The organism is Pseudomonas sp. IPO3778 (assembly GCF_013386825.1).
In the GTDB taxonomy this organism is placed as follows: Bacteria; Pseudomonadota; Gammaproteobacteria; order Pseudomonadales; family Pseudomonadaceae; genus Aquipseudomonas.
This window is the reverse complement of sequence record NZ_JACARC010000039.1, coordinates 17,628-44,090: the sequence shown is the minus strand read 5'-3', so window position 1 is coordinate 44,090 and position 26,463 is coordinate 17,628. Positions and strand designations below refer to the sequence as shown.

General features: G+C 62.5%; 20 protein-coding genes and 1 pseudogene. 12 read left to right on the top strand and 9 right to left on the bottom strand.

From position 1 onward, the window contains the following. Window positions 1–60 precede the first annotated feature (60 nt). On the top strand, window positions 61–492 hold the full coding sequence (locus tag HX855_RS20780) for a hypothetical protein (protein WP_177084317.1): 432 nt from the start codon (window positions 61–63) through the stop codon (window positions 490–492). On the opposite strand, the gene HX855_RS20775 is transcribed toward HX855_RS20780, so the two are convergent. Then, window positions 439–1,215: a TatD family hydrolase gene (locus tag HX855_RS20775; RefSeq protein WP_177084316.1), complete on the bottom strand. Its 777-nt coding sequence runs from the start codon at window positions 1,213–1,215 to the stop codon at window positions 439–441. The genes HX855_RS20780 and HX855_RS20775 overlap by 54 nt on opposite strands. 5 nt (window positions 1,216–1,220) lie before the next feature. Beyond that, window positions 1,221–2,216, bottom strand: a complete 996-nt coding sequence (gene cra, locus HX855_RS20770; protein WP_177084314.1) for a catabolite repressor/activator — start codon at window positions 2,214–2,216, stop codon at window positions 1,221–1,223. Between the two features lie 293 nt (window positions 2,217–2,509). Between cra and ptsP the strand changes: the two genes are divergently transcribed. The 4 genes from ptsP to HX855_RS20750 all read left to right on the top strand — a co-directional run bounded on the left by ptsP (window position 2,510) and on the right by HX855_RS20750 (window position 9,743). Continuing rightward, entirely contained in the window at window positions 2,510–5,368 is a 2,859-nt protein-coding gene (gene ptsP, locus HX855_RS20765; protein WP_177084312.1) for a phosphoenolpyruvate--protein phosphotransferase, read from the top strand. After that, the gene (pfkB, locus tag HX855_RS20760; protein ID WP_177084310.1) at window positions 5,369–6,289 is read left to right on the top strand and encodes a 1-phosphofructokinase; all 921 of its coding nucleotides are present in this window, start codon (window positions 5,369–5,371) and stop codon (window positions 6,287–6,289) included. An 11-nt stretch (window positions 6,290–6,300) separates the two neighbouring features. Next, on the top strand, window positions 6,301–8,013 hold the full coding sequence (locus tag HX855_RS20755) for a PTS fructose-like transporter subunit IIB (RefSeq protein WP_177084308.1): 1,713 nt from the start codon (window positions 6,301–6,303) through the stop codon (window positions 8,011–8,013). A gap of 188 nt (window positions 8,014–8,201) precedes the next feature. Beyond that, window positions 8,202–9,743 carry an alkaline phosphatase gene (locus HX855_RS20750; protein ID WP_177084305.1) on the top strand — a complete coding sequence of 514 codons (1,542 nt, stop codon included), beginning with the start codon at window positions 8,202–8,204 and terminating at the stop codon, window positions 9,741–9,743. 61 nt (window positions 9,744–9,804) lie between these two features. On the opposite strand, the pseudogene HX855_RS20745 reads toward HX855_RS20750, so the two are convergent. Then, window positions 9,805–10,083: pseudogene (locus HX855_RS20745) on the bottom strand (endonuclease domain-containing protein); the annotation flags it as partial. 351 nt (window positions 10,084–10,434) lie between these two features. Between HX855_RS20745 and HX855_RS20740 the strand changes: the two are divergent. From HX855_RS20740 to HX855_RS20730, 3 genes are all read left to right on the top strand, one after another. Next, window positions 10,435–10,953 (top strand): sigma-70 family RNA polymerase sigma factor, encoded by a 519-nt coding sequence (locus HX855_RS20740; protein WP_177084304.1) that lies wholly within the window; start codon window positions 10,435–10,437, stop codon window positions 10,951–10,953. Then, window positions 10,950–11,903, top strand: a complete 954-nt coding sequence (locus HX855_RS20735) for a FecR domain-containing protein (RefSeq protein ID WP_177084302.1) — start codon at window positions 10,950–10,952, stop codon at window positions 11,901–11,903. The genes HX855_RS20740 and HX855_RS20735 overlap by 4 nt, the downstream gene beginning before the upstream one ends. Before the next feature lie 78 nt (window positions 11,904–11,981). After that, complete coding sequence (locus HX855_RS20730; protein ID WP_177084301.1) at window positions 11,982–14,396, top strand: TonB-dependent siderophore receptor; 2,415 nt, start codon at window positions 11,982–11,984, stop codon at window positions 14,394–14,396. A gap of 182 nt (window positions 14,397–14,578) precedes the next feature. On the opposite strand, the gene HX855_RS20725 is transcribed toward HX855_RS20730, so the two are convergent. Further along, a complete protein-coding gene (locus HX855_RS20725) occupies window positions 14,579–17,104 on the bottom strand; it encodes a sulfite reductase flavoprotein subunit alpha (RefSeq protein ID WP_177084300.1) in 2,526 nt (841 codons plus the stop codon). A 173-nt stretch (window positions 17,105–17,277) separates the two neighbouring features. On the opposite strand from HX855_RS20725, the gene HX855_RS20720 reads away from it, so the two are divergent. Together HX855_RS20720 and HX855_RS20715 are read left to right on the top strand one after the other, a co-directional pair. Next, window positions 17,278–17,958, top strand: coding sequence for a Fe2+-dependent dioxygenase (locus HX855_RS20720; protein ID WP_177084299.1), 681 nt, complete (start codon window positions 17,278–17,280; stop codon window positions 17,956–17,958). 2 nt (window positions 17,959–17,960) lie between these two features. Further along, window positions 17,961–18,761 carry a tetratricopeptide repeat protein gene (locus HX855_RS20715; RefSeq protein ID WP_177084298.1) on the top strand — a complete coding sequence of 267 codons (801 nt, stop codon included), beginning with the start codon at window positions 17,961–17,963 and terminating at the stop codon, window positions 18,759–18,761. Between the two features lie 66 nt (window positions 18,762–18,827). Here HX855_RS20715 and HX855_RS20710 read toward each other — a convergent pair whose 3' ends face one another. The 5 genes from HX855_RS20710 to HX855_RS20690 all read right to left on the bottom strand — a co-directional run bounded on the left by HX855_RS20710 (window position 18,828) and on the right by HX855_RS20690 (window position 23,977). Beyond that, window positions 18,828–19,991 carry a type III PLP-dependent enzyme gene (locus HX855_RS20710; RefSeq protein WP_177084296.1) on the bottom strand — a complete coding sequence of 388 codons (1,164 nt, stop codon included), beginning with the start codon at window positions 19,989–19,991 and terminating at the stop codon, window positions 18,828–18,830. A 497-nt stretch (window positions 19,992–20,488) separates the two neighbouring features. Beyond that, complete coding sequence (locus tag HX855_RS20705; protein ID WP_008437274.1) at window positions 20,489–21,646, bottom strand: betaine/proline/choline family ABC transporter ATP-binding protein; 1,158 nt, start codon at window positions 21,644–21,646, stop codon at window positions 20,489–20,491. Beyond that, window positions 21,643–22,296, bottom strand: a complete 654-nt coding sequence (locus HX855_RS20700) for an ABC transporter permease (protein WP_177084294.1) — start codon at window positions 22,294–22,296, stop codon at window positions 21,643–21,645. Before HX855_RS20700 ends, HX855_RS20705 begins: the two co-directional genes overlap by 4 nt. Before the next feature lie 11 nt (window positions 22,297–22,307). Then, the gene (locus HX855_RS20695; RefSeq protein WP_177084292.1) at window positions 22,308–23,204 is read right to left on the bottom strand and encodes a glycine betaine ABC transporter substrate-binding protein; all 897 of its coding nucleotides are present in this window, start codon (window positions 23,202–23,204) and stop codon (window positions 22,308–22,310) included. A 20-nt stretch (window positions 23,205–23,224) separates the two neighbouring features. Then, a complete protein-coding gene (locus HX855_RS20690; RefSeq protein ID WP_233092015.1) occupies window positions 23,225–23,977 on the bottom strand; it encodes an ABC transporter permease in 753 nt (250 codons plus the stop codon). A gap of 295 nt (window positions 23,978–24,272) precedes the next feature. On the opposite strand from HX855_RS20690, the gene HX855_RS20685 reads away from it, so the two are divergent. After that, window positions 24,273–25,856, top strand: a complete 1,584-nt coding sequence (locus HX855_RS20685; RefSeq protein WP_076016505.1) for a peptide chain release factor 3 — start codon at window positions 24,273–24,275, stop codon at window positions 25,854–25,856. 257 nt (window positions 25,857–26,113) lie between these two features. Further along, on the top strand, window positions 26,114–26,389 hold the full coding sequence (locus HX855_RS20680) for a hypothetical protein (RefSeq protein ID WP_177084290.1): 276 nt from the start codon (window positions 26,114–26,116) through the stop codon (window positions 26,387–26,389). The last annotated feature ends 74 nt before the right edge of the window (window positions 26,390–26,463 follow it).

The window sequence follows — 26,463 nt, the reverse complement described above, 5'->3', positions numbered from 1 at the left end:
CTTTTCCAGCTGCCAAAATGGGCGAGAATTTGCGCCATCCATTTTCGCGGAGGTTCGGTCATGGCCGCTGCACTTGTCGGCGTCAGAGGGCGTTGCGCCCTTTGCAATATTTCCTTTGAACTCAAGCCCTGGCAGCTCAATGCCATTGCGATCAACGAACCCTTTGATTGCCCGTATTGCCACAAGGGTGTGGAACCGAGTTGCCCCAAACAGTTGAAACAGTTTAAGTCCCTGGACAATCTGGGCCTGCTGCGCCCGAGCATGATTGTGCTCACCTGTGCGGCACTGTTGGTGGCGTTGGTCGCCGAGTGGATAGGCCTGATCAGTGTGGTCGGGCAGCTCAATGTCTCGCTGATGGCGGTTCTTATTTACTTCATGACGTTGCGCTATGCCCGTCACCGGCAGCGAATGACCCTGACACTGCGTGAGGTAAAACCCCTACCAGTTGAACAGCTCGCAGGCATTACGGGTGCTCGCTTCGGCCAGCGCTGAAGGGCTGATACCCATGCGCTCCGCCAGGGCCGTGCAGATGTCCGGCAGGTGTTCGGGGCTGTTGCGTTGGCCGGGGTACATCACGGGCGCCATGTCGGGTGAATCGGTTTCCAGCACCACGGCGTCCAGGGGCAAACGGGCAATGACCTTGTGCATGCGCAGGGCTTGCGGCCACGTCGCCGCGCCGCCCAGCCCGAGTTTGAAACCGAGCTTGATGTATTCCCGGGCTTCTTCCTGGCTGCCGGCGAACGCGTGAATGATGCCACCGCGCGGCAGGTGAATACGCTTGAGCGTGGCGATCACGGCCGCGTGGCTGCGGCGCACATGCAGCAGCGCCGGTCGCTGGAAATCCACCGCCAGCTTCAGTTGGGCTTCAAACAAAGCCTGCTGGCGTTCGCGGTCCAGCTGTTCAAGGAAATAATCCAGGCCGATTTCCCCCACCGCACACAGTTGCCGGTGGCCGCTCAGGCGGGTCAGCCAGTCGCCCAGTTCCGTCAGGTCGACGGGGCGATGGTCATCGAGGTACACCGGATGCAGGCCGAAGGCCGCAAATAAGTCCGAATCCGTTTGCACCAGGTCCCACAGCCGTTGCCAATTCTGCTGATAGACCCCCAGCACCACCATCCTGCGCACGCCCAACTGGCGGCTGCGGCCCAGGACTTCACGACGGTCGCCATCGAAGTCCGGGAAGTCCAGATGGGTGTGGCTGTCGATCAGCTCCACACCGCTTACTCCGAGTGAATCCGCTGCTTGAACGTACGGCCGATGGCATGCACGCCCGGGGCGTAGTGCTGTTCTTCAATGGCCGCCAGCGCCAGGCGCAGCGCGGTGTCGGCGATCAATGGGTGTTGCTGGGCCATGGCGTTCACCGGCAGCGGCAGGAAATCCAGCAACTGGGTGTCACCAAACGTGCCGAGGCGCAGCGGGCGGGATTTGAGTGGGAAGTCATGCAGCGCATCAAACACCCCTTGCAGCAGGACGTAGGACGTCGTCACCAGCGCGTCAGGCAAGTGCCCCAGGCTCTGCAGCAATTGCTCCATCAACTGTCGGCCACAGTCGCGACTGAAGGACTCACCCTGTTCGATCAGCACTTCACCGCTGAAGTCTTTGAGCGCTTGCTTGAAGCCGGCGGCACGCTCCTGGCTGATGCTCAGCTCGGGCCGCGCGCCGATCAACACGATTTGCTTGGGCAGCGGTTGTAGCAGGCTGCTGGTCAACTGCTGGCAGGCCTGGCGATCATCGCTGACCACCGAGCAAAACTGCGTAGACTCCATCACCCGGTCGATGGCGATCACCGGCAAACCCTTGGCTTGCAGTTCGCGGTAGCTGTCGTCGCTGGCCGGCAGGCAGCTGGCGACAAACAGCGCATCGCACCGGCGGGCGCGGAACAATTGCAGCAATTGCCGCTCACTGTTGGCGTCGTCATCGGAGCTGGCGATCAGCAGTTGATAGCCGCGGGCCCGGGCGCCTTGCTCCAGGAGCTTGGCGATGCGTGCGTAACTGGGGTTTTCCAGGTCCGGCAGGATAAAACCCAAGGTACGGGTGTGCCGGCTGCGCAGCCCGGCGGCCTGGGGATTGGGTGTAAAGCCATGTTCTTCAACCACGGCGCGCACCCGTTCGACGGTTGCGCTGCTGATCCGTTGCTGTTCGGCCTTACCGTTGATGACGTAGCTGGCGGTGGTCACAGACACACCGGCAATGCGCGCGATATCACTGAGTTTCAAACCGGGATTTCCTTGTTTTTTAGAGCTTGCCCCGACATTTTGTCCAATCGTAACCGATTACTGCAGGCGACCATTGTCGCAACTCAACAGCCGAGTGGCGCTTCAATCATGCTTAATTAACGCGTAATCTGCCATAAATTCTAGATTAAACGTTTCAGCAAGCGTATTTTTACGATTATCGCGACGAGTGTGGTCCTGCCAACTGACCGCACAGTCAATTAATTCGAACGCCTTTGCACTGATTTATTCAAAATAATACCTAGTGCGCCCGCCGCACTAACTAGGAGAACGGCATGCTTGAGCTCACCCACGAGCAGATATCCATGGGCCAGACGGCTGTGGATAAGTCTGCTGCCTTGCAACTGCTCGCTGAAAAACTGGTGGCCGATGGCCTGGTCGCCGAGGGTTACCTCAGTGGCTTGCAAGCGCGTGAAGCCCAAGGCTCGACCTTTCTCGGCCAAGGCATTGCCATCCCCCACGGCACCCCCGAAACCCGCGACCAGGTGTTTGCCACCGGTGTGCGCCTGCTGCAATTTCCTGACGGCGTGGATTGGGGCGATGGCCAGATCGTGTACCTGGCCATCGGCATTGCCGCCAAATCCGACGAACACCTGCGCCTGCTGCAACTGCTGACCCGCGCCCTCGGTGAAACCGACCTGGGCCAGGCCCTGCGTCGCGCCAGCTCTGCCGAAGCCTTGCTGAAACTGCTGCAAGGCGCGCCGCAGGAGCTGGCGCTGGACGCACAGATGATTGGCCTGGGCGTGTCGGCTGACGATTTCGAAGAGTTGGTGTGGCGCGGAGCCCGCCTGCTGCGCCAGGCCGATTGCGTGAGCAATGGCTTTGCCGCCGTGCTGCAACAAGTCGACGCGCTGCCCCTGGGCGATGGCCTGTGGTGGCTGCACAGTGAGCAGACCGTCAAGCGTCCGGGCCTGGCCTTTGTCACCCCGGACAAACCCATGCGTTACCTGGGCCAGCCCTTGAGCGGCCTGTTCTGCCTGGCCAGCCTCGGTGAGGCCCACCAAACCTTGCTTGAGCGCCTGTGTGCCTTGCTGATCGAAGGCCGTGGCCAGGAGCTCGGCCGTGCCACCAGCAGCCGGGCCGTGCTGGAAGTGCTTGGCGGTGAACTGCCCGCCGACTGGCCAAGCGTGCGTATCGCCCTGGCCAACGCCCATGGCTTGCACGCGCGGCCGGCAAAGATCCTTGCGCAACTGGCGAAAAGTTTTGACGGTGAAATCCGCGTGCGTATCGTCGATGGCGACGTCAGCGCGGTGTCGGTAAAAAGCCTGAGCAAGCTGTTGAGCCTCGGCGCCCGGCGTGGTCAGGTGTTGGAGTTTGTGGCGGAGCCGGGCATTGCCGGTGATGCCTTGCCTGCTTTGTTGGCTGCGGTGGAAGAAGGCCTGGGCGAAGACGTCGAGCCGTTGCCAGCAGTCAGTACCCAACAGGCAGTGGTCGATATCGAGCCGGTGCTCAGCGCACCCGTGTCCGGCAGCCTGATCCAGGCCATCGCCGCCGCCCCCGGCATTGCGATTGGCCCGGCGCATATCCAGGTGCTGCAACCCTTTGAATACCCGCTGCGTGGTGAGTCGCCGGTGATCGAGCGCCAGCGCCTGCACACCGCGTTGACCGACGTGCGCCAGGATATCCAGGGCTTGATCGAGCGCAGTAAATCCAAGGCCATTCGCGAGATTTTCATCACCCATCAAGAGATGCTCGACGACCCGGAACTGACCGACGAAGTCGAGACGCGCCTCAAGCAAGGCGAAAGCGCCGAAGCCGCCTGGATGAGCGTGATCGAAGCCGCCGCCAGGCAGCAGGAATCGCTGCAGGACGCCTTGCTGGCCGAGCGCGCTGCCGATCTGCGTGACATTGGCCGCCGCGTGTTGGCCCAGCTGTGCGGTGTTGAAACTGCCCAGGAGCCCGACGAACCCTACATTCTGGTGATGGACGAAGTCGGCCCGTCAGACGTCGCCCGCCTGGACCCGGTGCGCGTTGCCGGCATCCTCACCGCCCGTGGTGGCGCCACCGCCCACAGCGCCATCGTCGCCCGCGCCCTGGGCATTCCTGCGCTGGTGGGTGCTGGCCCTGCCGTGTTGCTGCTGGCATCCGGCACGCCGTTGTTGCTCGATGGCCAACGCGGCCGCCTGCATGTCGACGCCGACGCCGTCACGTTGCAGCGCGCCGCCGTAGAGCGCGACACCCGCGAACAACGCCTGCAGGCCGCCGCCGCGCAACGCCATGAGCCGGCCCTGACCCGCGACGGCCATGCCGTCGAAGTGTTCGCCAATATCGGCGAAAGCGCCGGGGTTGCCAGCGCGGTGGAGCAGGGCGCCGAAGGCATCGGCCTGCTGCGTACCGAGCTGATTTTCATGGCCCACAAACAGGCGCCCGATGAAGCCACCCAAGAGGCCGAATACCGCCGCGTGCTCGACGGCCTCGACGGCCGGCCACTGGTGGTGCGCACCCTCGATGTGGGCGGCGACAAACCGCTGCCTTACTGGCCGATCGCCAAGGAAGAAAACCCCTTCCTCGGTGTGCGCGGCATTCGCCTGACCCTGCAACGCCCGCAGGTCATGGAAGCGCAATTGCGTGCGCTGTTGCGCTCGGCGGACAACCGCCCGCTGCGCATCATGTTCCCCATGGTCGGCAGCGTGGACGAGTGGCGCCAGGCCCGGGACATGACCGAGCGCCTGCGCCTGGAAATCCCGGTGGCCGACCTGCAACTGGGGATCATGATCGAAGTGCCGTCGGCCGCCTTGCTGGCGCCGGTACTGGCCAAGGAAGTGGACTTCTTCAGCGTCGGCACCAACGACCTGACCCAGTACACCCTGGCCATTGACCGTGGCCACCCGACGCTGTCGGCCCAGGCGGATGGCCTGCACCCGGCGGTGCTGCAACTGATCGACATCACCGTGCGCGCGGCCCATGCCCATGGCAAGTGGGTGGGCGTGTGCGGCGAATTGGCGGCTGACCCGCTGGCGGTTCCGGTGCTGATCGGCCTGGGTGTGGATGAGCTGAGCGTGTCGGCGCGCAGCATCCCCGAGGTCAAGGCGCGGGTGCGTGAAATCAGTCTGCGCGAGGCTCAAGGCCTGGCACAAAAAGCCCTGGCGGTGGGTTCCCCCGCCGAAGTGCGTGCGCTTGTGGAGGCCGTGTAAATGGCAAGGATTTTAAGCCTGACGCTGAACCCGGCGTTGGACCTGACGGTGCGCCTGGCGCGCCTGGAACCGGGTGAAGTCAACCGCAGCGAAGCGATGATCACCCATGCCGCCGGCAAGGGCGTGAACGTGGCCCAGGTGCTGGCGGACCTGGGTCACCAGGTGAGCGTGGGCGGCTTTCTGGGTGCGGCGAACCCGCAGGCGTTCGATGCACTGATCGCTAGCCGTGGGTTTGGCGACGCGTTCATTCGCGTGCCAGGAGAAACTCGTAGCAATATCAAAATTGCCGAACAGGATGGCCGGGTCACCGACATCAATGCACCGGGGCCTTGGGTGAGTGAGCAGGCGCAAAAGCAACTGCTGAAACTACTGGCGGTGATCGGCCCTGAATTCGATGCGGTGGTGGTCGCCGGCAGCTTGCCGCGCGGCGTCAGTCCTCAGTGGTTCCAGGATTTGCTGGAAGCGCTGAAAAACCTCGGCTTGAAAGTCGCCCTGGACACCAGCGGTGAAGCGCTGCGCGCCGGGCTGAAGGCCGGCCCGTGGTTGGTCAAACCCAATACCGAAGAACTGGCCGATGCCCTCGGTCATTCCCCGGATGCCATCCGCCAACTGCATCGCCAAGGTGTGGAACATGTGGTGGTCTCCGACGGTGCCGCCGGCGTGAGCTGGTACAGCCCGGGCACGGCGCTGCACGCCACACCCCCCAAGGTCACGGTGGCCAGCACCGTAGGTGCCGGCGACTCGCTGCTGGCCGGGATGCTTCACGGTTTGCTCAGTGGCGATACGCCGGAGCAGACCCTGCAACGCGCCACCGCGATTGCCGCGATGGCGGTCACGCAGATCGGCTTTGGCATCAGCGATCACGCGCAGCTTGAGTCTTTGCAGAGCGGCGTCCATGTGCGCCCGCTGACAGAACAATAAGAGGGTTGGTCATGAAGTTAGCCATTGTTACTGCCTGCCCGAATGGCATGGTCACCAGTGTGCTGTGCGCCCGCTTGCTGGATGCCGCCGCGCAACGCCAGGGCTGGAGCACCAGCGTCGAAGTGGTCGACGTGCAACACCCGGAACGCCAGTTGTCGGCGGCCACTATTGAAGCCGCCGAGTGGGTGTTGCTGGTCAGCAGCACGCCGGTGGACATGCAGCGGTTTGTCGGCAAGCGGGTATTCCGTAGCACGCCGGCTCAGGCATTGCAGGATGTGGACGCGGTGCTGCGTCGCGGGGCTGAAGAGGCCCAGGTGCAGGTAGCGGATGCGGCGCCGGCGAAAAGCACGCCGCGTATCGTTGCGATCACGGCCTGCCCGACCGGCGTTGCCCACACCTTCATGGCCGCCGAAGCGCTGCAACAAACCGCCAAGCGTCTGGGCTATGACCTGCAAGTGGAAACCCAGGGTTCGGTCGGCGCGCGCACGCCGCTGAGCCCCGAGGCGATTCGTGACGCCGACGTGGTACTGCTGGCGGCGGATATCGAAGTCGCCACCGAGCGGTTTGCCGGCAAGAAAATCTACCGCTGTGGCACCGGGATCGCGCTCAAGCAATCGGAGGCGACCCTCAACAAGGCGCTGGCCGAAGGCAAGCAAGAGTCTGCCGCCAGCGGCGCCGCGGCCAAATCGGAGAAGACCGGTGTCTACAAACACCTGCTCACCGGTGTGTCGTTCATGCTGCCGATGGTGGTGGCAGGCGGTCTGCTGATCGCCCTGTCATTCGTGTTCGGCATTCATGCCTTTGAAGAAAAAGGCACCCTGGCCGCCGCACTCAAAACCGTCGGCGACCAGGCCTTTATGCTGATGGTGCCGTTGTTGGCGGGTTACATCGCCTACTCGATCGCCGACCGTCCTGGCCTGGCGCCGGGCATGATCGGCGGCCTGCTGGCCAGCACCTTGGGCGCGGGTTTTATCGGCGGGATTTTCGCCGGTTTCCTGGCCGGTTACTGCGTCAAATTCATCAGCCGCGCGATCCGTTTGCCCCAGAGCCTCGAAGCGCTCAAGCCGATCCTGATCATCCCGTTGCTGGCCAGCTTGTTCACCGGCCTGGCGATGATCTATCTGGTCGGCCCGCCGGTGGCGCAGATGCTCACCGGCCTGACCGACTTCCTGAGCACCATGGGCACCACCAACGCCGTGCTGCTGGGCATCTTGCTGGGCGGCATGATGTGCGTCGACCTGGGCGGGCCGATCAACAAGGCGGCCTACGCGTTTTCCGTCGGCCTGCTGGCGGCCCAGAGCGGCGCGCCGATGGCCGCGACCATGGCCGCCGGCATGGTGCCGCCGATTGGCATGGGCATCGCCACCTTCCTGGCGCGACGCAAGTTCGCCCAGACCGAGCGCGAAGCCGGCAAGGCCGCGCTGATCCTCGGTATGTGCTTTATCTCCGAAGGCGCGATTCCGTTTGCCGCCAAGGACCCGCTGCGGGTGATCCCGGCCAGCATCGCCGGCGGTGCGCTGACGGGTGCGCTGTCGATGTATTTCGGCTGCAAGCTGATGGCGCCCCATGGCGGGTTGTTTGTGATGCTGATCCCGAATGCGATCAACCATGCGCTGCTGTACCTGTTTGCGATTGTGGCGGGGAGTGTGTTGACGGCGGTGGTGTATGCATTCCTCAAGCGCCCTGAAGTGGCCGAGCTGACAGTCGCGCCCGTCAAGGTCTGACGCGGTCATAAAGGTGGGAGCGGGCTTGCTCGCGAAGGCGGTGTGTCAGTCACACATGTACTGGCTGACACACCGCCTTCGCGAGCAAGCCCGCTCCCACATTTGATCTCCAGTGTCCGGGAGGGTGTCACACCCCGTTCACGCGCCCATGCTTAAGTTTCCCTTTTGCTGCTCAAGAGGGAACCTGCATGAGCCACTTCAACCTCGGTCGCCGCCGCGTGATGCAAGCCGTTGGCGCCGGCCTGTTGTTACCGGGCCTTGCGCCGGCGGTGATCGCCTCGGTCAAGGACCGCCCGCAGCTCACCGACGGCGTGCAGTCCGGCGACCTGCTGGGCGACCGCGCAATCATCTGGAGCCGCAGCGACCGCCCCGCACGGATGGTGGTGGAGTGGGACACCCGCAGCGTGTTCAGCAACCCGCGCAAATTCGTCTCGCCCCTGGCCGACAGCCGCAGCGACTTCACCGCCCGTGTCGAACTCACCGGCCTGCCCGTCGACCAGGCGATTTTCTACCGTGTGCACTTCGAAGACGCCCAGACCGGCGTAGCCAGCGAGCCCTGGTTCGGCCACCTGCGCAGCGTGCCGCAACAGCGCCGGGACATCCGCTTCGTATGGAGCGGCGACACCGTTGGCCAGGGCTTCGGCATCAACCCGGACATCGGTGGCATGCGCATCTACGAAGCCATGCGCCTGCGCCTGCCGGACTTTTTTATCCACAGCGGCGACACCATCTACGCCGACGGCCCGGTGCCCGCGCAACTGGCCACCGAAGACGGGCGCATCTGGCGCAACCTCACCACCGACGCCAAAAGCAAAGTCGCCGAAACCCTGAATGAATACCGCGGCAACTACCGCTACAACCTGATGGATGAAAACGTGCGCCGCTTCAACGCCGAAGTGCCGCAGATCTGGCAGTGGGACGATCATGAAGTGATCAACAACTGGTCGCCGAGCAAACAACTGGATGAGCGCTACCAGACCCGGGACATCAACACCTTGGTGGGCCGTGCACGCCAGGCCTGGCTGGAATATTCCCCCATGCGCCGGCAAAGCGCCGACCAGGGCGGGCGCATCTATCGCAAGCTCGGCTACGGCCCGTTGCTGGATGTGTTTGTGCTGGACATGCGCAGCTATCGCGGGCCCAACGACGACAATATGGGAGGCGAAAAACCCTTCCTTGGGCGTGAGCAACTGGACTGGCTCAAGCGCGAATTGAAGGCCTCCCAGGCCCAGTGGAAAGTCATTGCCGCCGACATGCCCATCGGCCTCGGCGTGCCCGACGGGGAGGTGAGCCCGGGTGTGCCGCGCTGGGAAGCCATCGCCAACGGTGACCCGGGCCCGGCCCAGGGGCGCGAGTTGGAGATCGCCGAATTGCTCGGGTTTCTGCGGGCACAGCAGGTGCGCAATCATGTGTGGCTGACGGCGGATGTGCACTACTGCGCAGCCCACCATTACCATCCGGATCGGGCGGCGTTTCAGGACTTCGAGCCGTTCTGGGAGTTTGTCGCCGGGCCGCTGAATGCCGGGAGTTTCGGGCCTAACCCGCTGGATAAAACCTTTGGCCCGCAGGTGGTGTTCGAGAAGGCGCCCACCGTGCAGAACAGCTCACCGTTTGCCGGCTTCCAGTTTTTTGGCGAGGTGCAGATTGATGGGCAGACGGCGGAGTTGACCGTGATTTTGCGGGACCTGGATGGGGTGTCGGTGTTTGAGCAGAAGCTGCAGCCGGTGTGAGCAGGATGTGTTCGAGGACGCCTGCCAGGTTGTGCAGGATGTCTAGGTTGCTGAAGCGCAGCACGTGAATGCCTTGTTGGTTGAGGTAGCGGGTGCGGCGCTGGTCGTAGGCGGTTTGGGTGGCGTCGTAGTGGTGGCCGCCGTCGAGTTCTATGGCCAGTTTTTGTTCGATGCAGAAGAAGTCGAGGACATAGGGCGGGTAGGGATATTGGCGGCGGAATTTGAGGTCGGCGAGTTGGCGGGAGCGTAGTTTTTGCCAGAGGATAAGTTCGCAGTCGGTTTGGTTGAGGCGTAGGTGCCGGGCGAATTGGCGTAGGGAGGGAGAAGGTCGGGTGGGCATGGTTCACGTCCTGTGTGAGTTTAAGAGCCACCCTTCACCCTAGCCCTCTCCCCGGAGGGGAGAGGGGACCGGACCGGGAATATTCGCGACAATTTACGACCTGACCGCTCTGCTCTGAATCCATAATCGCCTCAATCTTTCAGGTCGAAAATTATCGGCGCACACTTAGGTCGATCCCCTCACCCCTTGGGGAGAGGGTTAGGGTGAGGGGAGGCGGTCTAAAGCCGGACATTGCCAAGGGGATCACCTTAGTGACTCTTGTTACCAAATGAAATATATTCGCATTCATGTAGGTTCGCCCCCTCCAGGATGCTCCCATGCCCGCCCATTTCCAGCAGCCCCACCCCTGAGATGCCGTTGCTCGAATCCCCGCGCAACCGCCTGCTCGGCTTGCTTTACAGCGACCATCACGGCTGGCTGCACAACTGGCTGCGTAAAAAACTCGGCTGTTCCCAGCGCGCGGCGGACCTTGCCCAGGACACCTTCATCCGGCTGCTGACCCTGGCCGAACCCGAGCGCCTGCAAGAGCCCCGGGCCTTCCTCACTACCACGGCCATCCGCCTGCTGATCGACGGCGAGCGCCGGCGCAAACTGGAGCGTGCCTACCTGGCGGTGCTCGCCCACGAAAGCGCCGACGCCGCCGCCATCAGCCCTGAAGAATTGCACCAGATCCTCGAACTGCTGGAATCGGTCGCTCGCCTGCTGGAAGGCCTCGCAGAAAAGCCCCGCCGCGCCTTTCTGCTCAACCGCCTGGACGGCTGGACCCACGCCGAAATCGCTGAGCACCTGGGTGTGTCGAAAAGCATGATCAAGCAGTACATCGCCCAGGTCATGGTGCATTGCTACACCCTGATGTACGCAACGCCATGAGCTCCGGCGAACCCACACCCGAAGATGTCGCCGCTGCTGCGCAGTGGCTGTCGTTGCTGCACTCCGGTGAAGCCAGTGAGGCCCAACGCCAGGCCTGCGACGCCTGGCGCGACGCTGACCCCGGCCATGCCCTGGCTTTGTCGCGGCTCGAGATCCTGTGGGGGCGTTTCGACGGTTTACCGGCGTCCCGTTCACGCAGGACCCTGGAAAGGGCGCTGGCGCCCAGTCGTCATGCGCGCGTGGGCACCGCGCTGGTACTGTTGATCGCTGCGAGTGTCGCCTGGCAAGGCGTGCGCCAGGCGCCGCTGTGGCTGGCCGACCAGCGCACCGCCGTGGGTGAACGCCGCAACATGATGCTGGAAGACCATAGCCAGTTGCAGCTCAACAGCGATTCGGCGGTAGACATCGAGTTCGACGGCCAGCGCCGCCTGATCGACCTGCGCCGCGGCGAGCTGTGGGTCGAGGTGGCCAAGGATCCGCAACGACCGTTTGTGGTGCGCACCGAGCAGGGCACGGTCACTGCCTTGGGCACGCGCTTCCTGGTGCGCCGTGAAGACGGCCAGACCCGCGTCACCGTGCTTGAGTCGGCCATCGCCGCCCAGCCGGCAGCACCGTCGAGCACCCCGGCGCGGGTGGCCGCCGGGCAGCAGGCGACGTTGTACGCCGATCACGTCGAAGGCCCGCAAATCATCGGCAGCGCCGACCCGGCCAGTTGGACCCGTGGCGTACTCAAAGTCGATGACCGGCCCCTGCTGGAAGTGCTGGATGAACTGGCCCGCTATCGCCGTGGCGTGCTGCATTACGACCGCCAGGCGCTGGCCGGTTTGCGGGTCTCCGGTTCGTTCCCGCTGGACAACACCGACGCTGCGCTCAACGCGTTGCAGACCAGCCTGCCGATTCGCCTGCAACGCTTTACCGACTGGCTGGTGCTGGTCAAGGCAGAAAAATAAATTCAGCGCTCACTGTCCCTCCAGCGTTTTCACCCGTCATGGCCTGGGAAAACCCAACAACTTCCAGGAATCGCCTCCATGACCCGCCCTGTTGTCTGGCTGCATCCGCTTGCGGCTACGCTGTTTCCGATCTTCCTCGCCGGCAGTGTACTGCCGGCTGCGGCTGCCCCCTCATCGAGCGCGCAAAGTCGTGTGCAAGCCTTCCACATCCCGGGCGGCGAGCTGGGCGTGGCCCTGAGCACGCTGGCTGAGCAAGCCGGCGTGGCCCAGGCGTTCGACCCGGCGCTGACCCGTGGCAAGCAGACCCAAGGCCTGGACGGCAGCTACAGCCTGGACATCGCCCTCGCGCGTTTATTGGCCGGCAGCGGACTGGAAGCCGTGCAGGCCGGTGCGACCTATCGCTTGCAGGTGATCCCCCAGGGCGACGGCCAATTGCAACTCGACAGCCTGTCGATCACCGCGCCGGAGGCCGATCAAACAGCTTTCGGCGAAGTCGACGGCTATGTCGCCCAACGCAGCATCAGCGCCACCAAGACCGGCACGCCGATCCATGAAACCCCGCAGTCGATCTCGGTGATCACCCGCGAACGCATGGAGGCCCAGGGCGTGCAGTCGGTGAACGAAGCGCTGCGTTATACGCCGGGGGTTTCCAGCTACGGCGCCAACAACCGCTCCGACTGGTACACGGTGATTCGTGGATTTTCACCGACTACTTACCTGGACAGCCTGCAACTGCCGACCACGACCAACCTCGCCAGCTGGATGGTCGACCCGTACATGCTGGAGCGCGTTGAAGTGCTGCGCGGCCCCGCCGGTGTGCTCTACGGCCAGGGCGATCCGGGTGGCGTGATCAACCAGGTGTCCAAGCGTCCGAGCGCCGTGGCCGCCAATGAAGTGCAAGTGCAATACGGCACCGACGCGCGCAAGCAAATCAGCTTCGACAGCACCGGGCCGCTGGACGAGCAGGGCGTGTGGGCGTACCGCGTGGTGGGCGTGCTGCGTGACCAGAACATCCAGGACACGCCGTGGCAGGACAAGCGCCAGTCCCTGGCACCGTCCCTGACCTTCCAGCCGGACGACGACACGCGCCTGACCCTGTTGGCGTCGTGGCTGTATGACGACAGCAACTCCGGCGACGGTTTCTACCCGGCCGCCGGGACCATCAATTTCAACCCCAACGGGCATATCCGTCGCGACGTGTTCCCCGCCGACAAGGCCTTTCAGAAGTACGAGAAGAAGCAGTTTTCCCTGGGCTACGAATTCTCCAAGCGCCTGAACGACACCTGGCAAGTGCGGCAGAACCTGCGCTATTCGCGCCTGGATCTGGACGACAATATGATCTACGGCACCGGTTTTGAACCCGGTTCCCTGACCACCATTTCCCGCGCCGCCGAGATCGACGATTTCACCTACAAGCGCTGGACGGTCGACAACCAGGCCCAGGCCGATTTCACCGCCGGCGGCATCGACCAGACGCTGTTGATCGGCGTGGATTACCAGCACCAGAACAGCAGCGAGCGGGACGTGGCCGCCGCCGCACCCTCGTTGAACCTCTACGACCCGGTGTTCGTGCCGTTCGATCCTTCGGTGTTCAACGACCCGCAGCAAAGCTCGCGTTACCGTCCGAATTCGACGCTGAACCAGACCGGCCTCTATTTGCAGGACCAGCTCAAGCTGGATGATCACTGGCGCCTGACCCTCAGCGGTCGTTATGACTGGGCCAACTCTGAAACCAGCGAGCATGTGTCCGGTACTCACGTCGAGCAAAAGGACGAGGCCCTCAGTGGCCGGGTGGGCGTGGTGTATCTGGCGGACAATGGCCTGGCGCCGTATGCCAGTTACTCCACCGGCTTTACGCCGAACTCGGGGATCGATGCCAACGGCAAGCCCTTCGACCCCACCGAAGCCGAGCAGTACGAAGCCGGGATCAAGTTCAGCCCCAAGGACAGTAACGCCTCGGTCACTGCGGCGGTGTTCCAGATCACCCAAAGCAACGTGACCACGCCGAGCCCGCTGAACCCCAATTTCAACGTGCAGACCGGCGAGATCCGTTCTCGTGGGTTTGAGCTGGAAGGTACGGCCAGCCTGAGCCGTGAGCTGGACCTGATCGCCAGCTACACCTACCAGGACGTGAAGATCACCAAGGCCAACGACGTCAGCGAAGGCAAGACGCCAACCTTCATTCCGATCCCGCGCAACATGGCGTCGCTGTGGGCGGACTACACCTTGCGTGATGGCGTGTTGAAGAACTTCGGGGTGGGCGCGGGTGTGCGCTATGTCGGGGCCAACCCAGGGGCGGCGGACAACTCGTTGGAGGTGCCGTCGTATACGGTGTTCGATGCGTCGGCGCACTACCAGACCGGGCCGTGGAAGCTGGCGCTCAATGTCACCAACCTGACCAACGACCAGTACATCTCCGGTTGCTACGACGCCACGCGATGCCTGTTCGGCAACCCGCGTACGGCGGTGGCTTCAGCGACGTATCGCTGGTAACCGAATACCCTAGGCGAGCGGGCTTCCTGTGGTGAGGGAGCTTGCTCCCGATGGGCTGCGCAGCAGCCCCAACAAGGCCATCTCTGTACTTCCCGCAAGACCTCGGTTGCTTGGTTTTGGGGTTGCTTCGCAACCCAGCGGGAGCAAGCTCCCTCGCCACAACTAGAGCGTTCGCCGTTAGCTCAGTAAACATCCCGGCGATAGCGGCCCTGTTCGATCAACCGCTCAACCGCCTCACTGCCCAGCACATCGTGCAGCACTTGGTCCACACCCGCCGCCATCCCCTGCAAACTGCCACAGACGTAGATCGCGGCGCCATCCGCCACCCATTTACGCAGCACGTCCGCTGATTCCCGCAGGCGATCCTGTACGTAGATTTTCTCTGCCTGGTCCCGGGAAAACGCCAGGTCCAGCAACGCCAGGTCGCCGCTGGCCAGCCAGCCTTGCAGCTCGCGTTGGCAGTGGTAGTCATGGGCGATATTGCGCTCGCCAAACAGCAGCCAGTTGCGCTGCTGACCGTCGGCAATCCGCGCCTTGAGCAGGCTGCGCAACCCGGCCAGGCCAGTGCCGTTGCCCAGCAGGATCATGGGAACCGGCTCGCTCGGCAGGTGGAAACCACTGTTGCGCCGCAGCCGCAGGCTGATGGTCGAACCCATCGGTGCATGTTCGGTAAGCCAGCCCGAACCCACGCCCACGCTGCCGTCGAGGTGACGCTCCTGGCGCACGATCAGTTCCAGCACGCCGTCGCTGGCAATCGAGGCGATGGAGTATTCGCGCATGCTCAGCGGCACCAGCGCATTGACCAGCGCCTGGGCATGCAGGCCCACCAGATGCGCGCGATTGTCCGGCAGTTGGCGGCCGGCCAACACCTGGTCGAGGGTGTGTGTCAGGCCGTCGATGACCACACCTTCACTGCCGGCCAGCCCCAGGCCTTCCAGGAAGTGCTCGATGGCCCATGAGCCGTTGCGTGGCAGCACTTCCACCAGGTCACCGGCCAACCAGTCCCGGGGGGCGGGCGGAGTCAGTCCGAGCAAGTAGACGCCGGAGCCACTGCTGTCCGGATTGAGCAGGGTGCGCTGGGCCAGGGTCCAGTTTTCATACGTCGCGGTGGCCCAGGCTGCAGAGGGTGCATGGCCGGTCAGTTGGCCCAGTTGCTGTTGCCAGTGCAGCAAGGCGTCGGTGTCGCCGCTGTCGACTTCAATCGGGGCGAACAGCGGGTTGCCGCCCTGGTTGGTCAGCCAGAAATGCAGGCGCCGGGCAAACCCGCAGAAGTGTTGATACTGGCGGTCACCCAAGGCCAGCACCGAATAGTTCAAGCCCTTGAGGGACAGGTTCTGGCCAAGCACGCTGCGTTCAAAACCCCGGGCGCTGTCCGGCGCTTCGCCGTCGCCGAAGGTGCTGACCACAAACAACGCGTTGCTGGACTGGCGCAACTCTTCTTCGCTGACGCTGCCCAACGACCGCACGTTCACCGGCAAGCCGGCGGCCTGCAATTGCCCGGCGGTTTGCCAGGCCAACTGCTCGGCAAAGCCGCTCTGGCTGGCAAAACCGATCAGCCAGGCCGGCGCGTCGCTGGGGTTGTCGGTGAGGCCTTTGCGGGCATCGCGAACCTGGCGCTTTTTGCGGCGACGGTCGAGGTACAACAGCCAGCCGGTGATAAAGAACAGCGGCATGAGCAGCGCGGTGAGGGTCAGGATGAGCCGGCCGGCCAGGCCGAAATAGCTGCCGGTGTGCAACGCATAGATGCTGGTCAGGATCTGCGCCTTGAAGCTTTTGCCGGCGTAGGTCTCGTGGGATTTGACGTCGCCGGTGGCCGGGTCGAGGTTGATCTGGTTCAGCGCGCGGTTGTGGGGCGACGTTTTCAGCAAGTAGTAGACGGTGGCCGGTTGGCCGGCAACCGCGGGCATGCGGATGTTATAGCCGCTCAGGCCTGGCCCGGCGTTGCTGTAGATGCTGCTCCAGATCGCATCGTAATTGGCCACGGGCGTGGGGCCGTCCGGCGCCGGGCCGCGCTTGCGTACCCGTTCGTTTTGCGGGGCGTCGGACAGCAGTTTGGTCATGCCGTCGCTGTACCATTCGTAGGACCAGAACAGCCCGGTCAGCGCCGACAGTAGATAGAACAACAGGCACCAGGTGCCGAACACCGAGTGCAGGTCCCAGTTGAAACTGCGGCCTTTTTTGCGCCAGTCCAGGGTCAGCCACGCACGCCAGTTTGCCACCTGGCGCGGCCAGCGTAGGTACAGGCCGGAAAGGCAGAAGAACACCAGGATGAAGGTGCAGGCGCCGGTGATTTGCCGGCCGGTGTCGCCGATCGCCAGGTAGCGGTGCAGTTGCAACACGAAGGCGAAGAAATCCTGGCCAACGGGGTCGCCCAGGTAGTCGCCGGTGTACGGGTCGAAGTAGCGCATCTGGCCGCGACGTTCACCCGGCGGCGGGGTGAACCAGACCTTGGCAGCGTTGGTGCTGTCGGGTTGCACCGTGAGCATCGACACGACTTTGCCTTCACGGGCCTCCAGCAGGTGCACCAGCTCCGCGGGCGGCAGTACGCCGGCCGGGCGCTGTTCCACCGTTAATACCGTGGGGTTGAGCCACTCGATGATTTCATCCTGGAACGACACCGTCGCGCCGGTGATCCCCATCAAGGCCAACACCAGCCCGGCGGTAATGCCGAAGAACCAATGCAACTGGAACAGGGTTTTCTTCAACACGTCGTGCGGCCTCGTTAGCAGGTTAGGTGTTTCACGGCGCGCATTATGCCGTGAGTTGTCGAGAAAGATTCTTTTTTACATGCAATAAATCCGACCATCCGATGCATGGGGTGTTGTGCGTGGTCAATAAGAATCACTATCATTGGCAACTTTTTGCCTTCAGGTACTTCCCCATGCTGCTGCACGTTCCCGGCCTGTTCTCTCGCGAGGAAGTGCTGCGCATCCGCGAAGCCCTGGCAAACACCGAATGGGCTGACGGTAAAATCACCGCCGGGCACCAGTCGGCCAAGGCCAAACACAACCTGCAACTGCCGGAAGGCCACCCGCTGGCCAAGGAAATCGGCGCGGCGATCCTCGATCGCTTGTGGAAAAAACCGCTGTTCATGTCGGCGGCGTTACCGCACAAGGTCTTCCCTCCGTTGCTCAACTGCTACACCGCCGGTGGCAGTTTTGATTTTCATATCGACAACGCCGTGCGCCAGTCCAAGGGCAGCCACGAACGGGTGCGCACCGACCTGTCTTCCACCGTGTTTTTCAGCGACCCCGACGACTACGACGGCGGCGAGCTGGAGATCCAGGACACCTTCGGCCTGCAGCGGGTCAAGTTGCCGGCGGGCGACATGGTGCTGTACCCCGGCTCCAGCCTGCACAAGGTCAACGCCGTGACCCGCGGCGCGCGCTACGCCTCGTTTTTCTGGACCCAAAGCCTGGTGCGCGAAGACAGCCAGCGCACCTTGCTGTTCGAAATGGACGGGGCGATCCAGCAACTGAGCCGGGACGTGCCCGACCACCCGGCCCTGATCCAGCTCACCGGCACCTATCACAACCTGCTGCGCCGCTGGGTTGAGGTCTGAGGGTGGGTTTTTTACTGCGCCGTGAAGAAGTCCTCACCGTTGAACAATTGCAGACCCTGCTCGACGATTCCCCGGTGCGCGCCGCCCAGGCGATTCTGATCGCGGCGAAGGAGGGCGTGGTGGATGCCCAGGCCTTGCTCGGGCAGATCCTGCTGGAAGGGCGCGGCATCGAGCGCGATGAAGCGCTGGCGGTGCGCTGGTTCCGGATTGCGGCCCAGGGCGGGCAGTTGATGGCGCGCAACATGCTCGGGCGTTGCCTCGAGCATGGCTGGGGCTGTGGGGCGGATGAGGTGGCGGCGGCACGTGAATACCGCCTGGCGGCAGACGGCGGGTTGGATTGGGGGCTGTATAACTACGCCAACCTGCTGGCGACCGGGCGCGGGGTGGCCGAGGATCAAACCCGGGCGCTGGCGTGTTATCGACAGGCGGCGGAACTGGGCCATGCCAAGTCGATGAACCTGCTGGGGCGTTACCTGGAAGAAGGGCAGTTTTGCCCCAGGGATCTGGACGCGGCGGTGGCGTGGTATCGCCGGTCGGCGCAGGGTGGGGATTTTCGCGGGCAGTTCAGTTATGCGGCGGTGCTGGCGGATCGCGGCCAGGTTGAAGCAGCGCTGGAATGGCTACGCAAGGCACTGGCGGGCGGGAATTTGAAGTTCTTGCGGGTGGCGCACAAGGCGTTGTCTGCCGCCAATGATCCGCAGATACGGGCGATGGCCGAGATTTATCAAGAGCATGCCATTGAACTTGATCGTTCCCACGCTCTGCGTGGAAATGCCGCCCTGGACGCTCTGCGTCCGCGCTAACGGCGTGACGCAGAGCGTCACCGGATGCTTTCCCACGCAGCGCGTGGGAACGATCAAGGCGTGGGCTTACAGGTAGAACGATTTCAACGGCGGGAAGCCATTGAATTCAACCGCGCTGTAGCTGGTGGTGTACGCACCGGTGGACAACCAGTACATCCGGTCACCAATCGCCAGGTTCAGCGGCAGGCCGTACTTGTAGTTTTCGTACATGATGTCGGCGCTGTCGCAGGTAGGACCGGCGATGACCACTTCTTCCATCTCGCCTTTCTTCTCGGTCCAGATCGGGAACTTGATGGCTTCGTCCATGGTTTCGATCAGGCCGGAGAATTTGCCCACATCCGTGTACACCCAACGCTCGACGGCGGTGCGGGATTTACGGGCAACCAGCACCACTTCACTGACCAGGATCCCGGCGTTGGCGATCAACGAACGGCCCGGCTCCAGGATGATTTCCGGCAAGTCGTCACCGAAGTCTTCCTTGAGGAAGCGGATGATTTCTTGCGCGTAGGTTTCCAGGCTGTTGGTGCGGGTGATGTAGTTGGCCGGGAAGCCGCCGCCCATGTTGATCAGCTTGAGGTGGATGCCGTCTTCTTCCTTCAGGCGCTCGAAGATCACTTTGACCTTGGCGATCGCCGCGTCCCACACGCTGATGTCACGCTGTTGCGAGCCGACGTGGAAGGAGATGCCGTAAGGCACCAGGCCCAGGTCGCGGGCGAGGATCAGCAGGTCCATGGCCATGTCGGTCTGGCAGCCGAACTTGCGCGACAGCGGCCAGTCAGCCGTGGTCGAGCCTTCGGTGAGGATGCGCACATACACTTTCGAACCCGGGGCGGCCTTGGCGATGTTGCGCAGGTCGGCTTCGGAGTCGGTGGAGAACAGGCGCACGCCTTTCTCGTAGAAGTAGCGGATGTCCTTGGATTTCTTGATGGTGTTGCCGTAGCTGATACGGTCGGCGCTGACGCCGCGGTCCATGACCTTGTCCAGCTCGTAGATCGACGCGATGTCGAAGCTCGAACCCTTGTCCTTGAGCAGGTCGATGATCTCGACGGCCGGGTTGGCCTTGACGGCGTAATACACCTTGGCGAATTCGAAACCGGCGCGCAGGTCATCGTAGGCCTGGCTGATCATCGCGGTGTCGATCACCACGAACGGGGTTTCCTGGGTATCGGCGAACGCCTTCATTTTGTCAAAAGTGGCGCGCGCGAAATAGTCTTCGACCTGGATCGACATGCTGGGAACTCCTACTGGCAAACTAGATTGATCAATGGGTGCAAATGAACGTCCTCCGTATCCCCACTTTGGTTCGCCTACTTCCCAAGGCATGTCGCCGAAAGCAAAAAGGCCATGGGATCAACCGCTTCCCTTGGCCTTGCTGTCTCGTCGTCAGTACTTGAGCCGGATGGATCGTTTCCAGCATGGACGTTCGGCGCGAACTTTAGGACGTGAGGGGCTATAGATCAACTAAAAATGTCGCGTTTTTGCACGCGTTCGTCGTGCGACCGCGTGCAGCTACTTATGTAACCGACCGGTATGACGGATTGATGTTCCCCCAGGAGTGTTATTTGAGGGGAATTGGGAGCGCTTTTGTGGCGAGGGAGCTTGCTCCCGCTGGGGCGCGAAGCGGCCCCAAAATCAGTCAACCCCTGTTTACCTGAAACTATTGAGTCGTCTGTTATGGGGCTGCTGCGCAGCCCAACGGGAGCAAGCTCCCTCGCCACAAGGGGGTATCAGGCCAGTGCTGTCTCGGCCGGCGAAACAATGCTGGTCTTGCCCCCACGGGACTTGCCCGAGCTCAAGTACTCGGCAATCGACTCCTGGGTCACTTCCCCCAGGAACACCCGCTCCGCATCCATCACCGGCAGCCACGAACGGTTGAACTCGTACATGCGCGACAACAGGATGCGCAAATGCTCGTCATACGCCGCCGTGGCGTTGAACTCGCGCAGGTACTGGCCGCAGGTACCGGTCTGACGGTGCAGGTCGCGACGTCGTACATAACCCAGGGCTTTGTTCTCGGCATCGGTGACCACCACGTAGCGACGGTCCAGCTCATCCATCTGCTCCAGGGCATCCGCCACTGGCGTCTCCGGGCTGACCGAGGGAGCGTTGTCCGCCGCGTCTTCGGCTTTCACCAGCAGCAGGCGCTTGAGGGTGCTGTCCTGGCCCACAAAGTTGCTCACGAACTCATCGGCCGGGTGCGCCAGCAGGGTGTCCGGGTGATCGATCTGCAGCAGCTTGCCGGCGCGGAAGATCGCGATCTTGTCCCCCAGCTTGATGGCTTCGTCGATGTCGTGGCTGACCATGATCACGGTCTTGTTCAGCGCGCGCTGCATCTCGAAGAACTCGTTCTGGATCATCTCGCGGTTGATCGGGTCGACCGCGCCGAACGGCTCATCCATCAGCAGCAACGGTGCATCCGCCGCCAGGGCGCGGATTACGCCGATCCGCTGTTGCTGGCCACCGGACAGCTCACGCGGGTAGCGGTGCAGGTACTGCTTGGGTTCCAGCTTGATCATGCTCATCAATTCGCGGGCGCGGTCGTGGCATTTCTGCTTGTCCCAGCCCAGCAACTTGGGCACCACCACGATGTTCTCTTCGATGGTCATGTTCGGGAACAGGCCGATCTGCTGGATCACGTAGCCGATGTTGCGACGCAGGGTCACTTCATCCAGGTCAGTGGTGTCTTCACCGTTGATCAGGATCTTGCCCGACGTGGGCTTGATCAGGCGGTTGATCATCTTCAGCGTGGTGCTCTTGCCGCAGCCCGAGGGGCCGAGGAATACGCAAATTTCGCCTTCGTTGACGGTCAGGCTTACGGAATCAACGGCCGTGATGGTCTTGCCGTTGCTTTGAAAGGTCTTGGTCAGGTTTTGAAGTTCGATCATTTGAGTAATCCTTTTGGAGTCAGCGTGCGTTGCAGCCATTGCAGAAGCAGGTCGGCGAAGATGGCCAGGAGACTGACCAGTACGGCGCCAACGATCAGCATCGACATGTCGCTGCGGCTGATGGAAGCCAGAATAAGTACACCCAGGCCACCGGCGCCGATGGTGGCGGCGATGGTCATCACACCAATGTTCATGACGACGGCGGTGCGCACACCGGCGAGGATCACCGGCACCGCAATCGGCAACTCGACCATGCGCAGGCGCTGGCCGAAGGTCATGCCAATGCCTTTGGCGGCTTCGCGGATGCCTGGCTCCACGCCGGTGAGGGCGAGGTAGGTGTTACGCATGATGGGCAACAGGGAGTAGAGGAACACGGCGGTAATCGCCGGCATCGGCCCCAGGCCCTGGCCGAACTTGGAGTAGAACGGCAGCAGCAGGCCGAACAGTGCGATGGACGGCACGGTCAGCAGTACGGTGGCGCTGGCCTGTAACGGGCCGGCGAGGGTCGGGAAGCGGGTCATCAGCACGCCCAGGGGCACGCCTACGACGATCGCCAGGATGACTGCAATGCCGACCAGGGTGATGTGCTGCCAGGTCAGGTGCAGGACGAGAGCCCAATCAAGATGGGAAAAGGCGTTCAGAAATTCCATGTCTTCTCCTCTTATGGGTTGATTGGATGTTGGCGCAGGAAATCGGCGGCCACGGTGGACGGGCTTTCATGGTCGACGTCGACCCGTGCATTCAACTGGCGCATGGTTTCATCGTCGAACAGTGCCGCCAAAGGCGCAAGGTCAGCCGCCAGTTGCGGGTGAGCGTCGAGGTACACCTGACGCACCACCGGCGCTGCGGTGTAGTCCGGGAAGTAGTGTTTGTCGTCTGTCAGCAGCTTCAATTTGAAGGCGTTCAGGCGGCCGTCGGTGGTGTAGACCAAACCGGCAAACACCTGGCCGTTACGCAGCGCGGTGTACACCAGGCCGGCGTCCATCTGCCGGGTGTTTTTGCGGGTCAGGTTCATGCCGTACAGCTTGACCATGCCGGCCATGCCGTCGGAACGGTTGGCGAATTCGGTATCCAGGGCCACCAGGCGGTTCTGTTTGCTGTCCTCGGCGAGGGCCTTGGTCAGGTCGCTGATGCTGTTGATCTGCGGGAATTCCTTGGCCACGTTCTCTGGCAGCGCCAGGGCGTAGGTGTTGCTGAATTTCGACGGGGAGAGCCAGACCAGGCCTTTCTTCGCGTCGAGTTCTTTCACCCGTGCGTAGGTCTGTTCGCTGTCGAGCTTCTCGTCGACGTGGTTATAGGCCACCAGCGACACGCCGGTGTATTCCCAGAGCATGTCCAGCTGCCCGCTTTCCTGGGCACTGCGCGCCAGGTTGCTGCCCAGGCCGCCGGTCACGCGGGTGTCGTAACCCTTGGTGCGCAGGTACTGGGCGGTGATTTCGGCAAGCAGGGTCTGTTCGGTGAACACCCGGGCGCCGATACGGATGACCGGTTTTTCAGCGGCTTGCGCAAACCCTGCGAACAGCAGGACGCAGCTCAATATCAATGTCAGTTTTTTCATGTGAATTCCTTTGCCGAGCCTTAAGACGGACGCAACCCGCGTTCCAGCCAGAGGCGGCTGGCCATGGTCACCAGACCGTCGAGCAGCAAGGCCAGCAGCGCGGTGCACGCGGCGCCGAGCAGCAATTGCGGCTGATTGTTCAGGGCGATGCCGGGGAAGATCAGGCTGCCCAGGCTGTTGGCGCCAATCAGGAACGCCAGGGGAGCGGTACCGACGTTGATTGCCAGGGCCACGCGCACACCGCCGATGATGATCGGCACGGCGTTGGGCAGTTCCACGCGAAACAGAACCTGGCGCGGCGTCATGCCGATGCCCACGGCGGCTTCTTTCAGGGAGCCTTGTACGTTTTTCAGGCCTTCATAGGTGTTGCGCACGATGGGCAGCAACGAGGCGAGGAACAGCGCGAAGATCGCAGGGCCGCTGCCGATGCCAAGGACACCGAGGGCGATGGCCAGTACGGCCAGGGGAGGGACGGTATTGCCGATGTTGAAGATCTGCATGAAGCGTTCTGCGCGCCCGACCATATTCGGTCGGCTGAGCAGAATACCGGCGGGAATCCCTACGATCAGGGCGGCCAGCATCGAAACAAGGACAAGGATCAAGTGAGCTTGCAGGTAAAACAACAAATCGTCGCGGTACAGTTCGATCGTGTTGATGCCGATCCAGTGGACCAGCAGGGCCAGGAGAGCGACGACAACCGCTCCTCCTATCAGCCCTTTGCCATAGCGAATAGCCACAGGCGGACTCCTTTTTTCTTTTGTCGGCGAACACATTTCCGAGCGGCAATGCCATTCCTGGCTGTCGGCGAATGTGGTCGCGAATAGCAGCTCGCCTCTACCGGCAACGCGGTATGCGGTCGAGCCATGAGCGCAGCCTCGTCAGGCTAACTTGCTGATTTTTCAGCCCCTGTTACGAGTGCGGTAGCAGGGGAGTGGACGTCTCTACCTTTTAAAAGGTTCCATACTTGGCAGCATTTAGCCACCCCCAATGGGGTGAACGGTGGTCCGTCACCCCGGGTTTGCGCTATACTCGCCGCCCTTTTTTGACTCACCTGCCAGGCGATTTCCCATGACCCACCAGGCCGCCGAAGTCGCGAAACGCCGCACTTTCGCCATTATTTCCCACCCCGATGCCGGTAAAACCACCATCACCGAGAAGCTGTTGCTGATGGGCAAGGCGATCGCGGTGGCCGGCACGGTGAAATCCCGTAAATCCGACCGCCATGCCACCTCCGACTGGATGGAAATGGAAAAGCAGCGTGGTATCTCTATCACCACGTCGGTCATGCAGTTCCCGTATCGCGATCACATGATCAACCTGCTCGACACCCCGGGCCACGAAGACTTCTCCGAAGACACCTACCGCACCCTGACGGCAGTGGACTCGGCATTGATGGTCCTCGACGGCGGTAAAGGCGTTGAGCCACGCACCATCGCGCTGATGGACGTCTGCCGCCTGCGGGACACGCCGATTGTCAGCTTTATCAACAAACTCGACCGTGACATCCGCGACCCGATCGAACTGCTGGACGAAATCGAAGCCGTCCTGAAGATCAAGGCCGCGCCCATCACCTGGCCGATCGGTTGCTACCGCGACTTCAAGGGCGTGTACCACCTGGCTGACGACTACATCATCGTGTACACCGCCGGCCATGGTCACGAACGCACCGATGTGAAAATCATCGAGAAGCTCGACTCTGACGAAGCCCGCGCCCACCTGGGTGACGAGTACGACCGTTTTGTCGACCAGCTGGAACTGGTGCAGGGCGCCTGCCACGCGTTCAACCAGCAGGAATTCCTCGACGGCCAGCTGACGCCGGTGTTCTTCGGTACCGCCCTGGGCAACTTCGGTGTCGATCACGTGCTCGACGCCGTGGTCAATTGGGCGCCCAAGCCGCTGGCCCGGGTGGCCAACGAGCGTACCGTTGAACCGGTGGAAGAGAAATTTGCCGGCTTCGTGTTCAAGATCCAGGCGAACATGGACCCCAAGCACCGCGACCGCATCGCCTTTATGCGTATCTGCTCCGGCAAATACGAAAAAGGCATGAAGATGCGCCACGTGCGTACCGGCAAGGACGTGCGCATCGGCGACGCCCTGACTTTCTTCTCCTCCGAGCGTGAGCAACTGGAAGAGGCGTTTGCCGGCGACATCATCGGCTTGCACAACCACGGCACCATCCAGATCGGCGATACCTTCACCGAAGGCGAAGTACTGGGCTTCACCGGTATCCCGCACTTCGCCCCGGAACTGTTCCGCCGCGTACGCCTGCGCGACCCGCTGAAATCCAAGCAACTGCGCCAGGGTTTGCAGCAGCTGGCAGAAGAGGGCGCGACCCAGGTGTTCTTCCCGGAACGCAGCAACGACATCATCCTCGGCGCCGTCGGTGTGCTGCAGTTCGATGTGGTGGCCAGTCGCCTGAAAGAGGAATACAAGGTGGAATGCTCCTACGAGCCGATCACCGTGTACTCCGCGCGCTGGATCGATTGCAGCGATAAGAAGAAGCTCGAAGAGTTCAAGGTCAAGGCTGTGGAAAACCTGGCGATTGACGGCGGTGGTCACCTGACCTACCTGGCCCCGACCCGGGTCAACCTGGCGCTGATGGAAGAGCGCTGGCCGGACGTGAAATTCCGCGCGACCCGTGAGCATCACTAAGGGTTAGCGAGACACCAGAGGGCGAAGCTGTCATGGCTTCGCCCTTTTGTTTGGGCGCCCTGTAGGCGCGAGCTTGCTCGCGAAGCACTCACGGGCACCGCGTTTACCCAGGTTTACCACGTCATCGTTGACGACCTTCGCGAGCAAGCCCGCTCCCACAGGGGTGGCGAAAACTTCAGTTCGGGACTAGCTTGAAGCAAGGCGACGGCGGATAGTTGTCGTACGCAATTCAACTCCTGACTGGGCGGAATTCGACCATGAGTATCTTTCAACGTGTGGTGCTGTTGCTCAAAGTGCTGGTGATGATGTCACTGGGCATGTCTGCCGCGTGGGCCAATACGGCTGCGCAAAGCCATGGCGCGGGGTTTGTGGCGGCGAAGACGGTGCAGGCGGGTGGCTTGCAGTTGGCCAAGAGTGAGTCCGAGCCAGGGGACGAGGATCAGGGCGGCTCCAAGGACGATGACGACGCTGAAAACCCGGACAATGACGGCGAAGACAGCGACACCTACAACGATGGCGACAGCGATACGTAAGTAGCGCAGGCAAAAGAAAGCCCCTCTTGCCGGACAGATGCGCTATCCGACGAGAAGGGCTGTAGAACACGGGA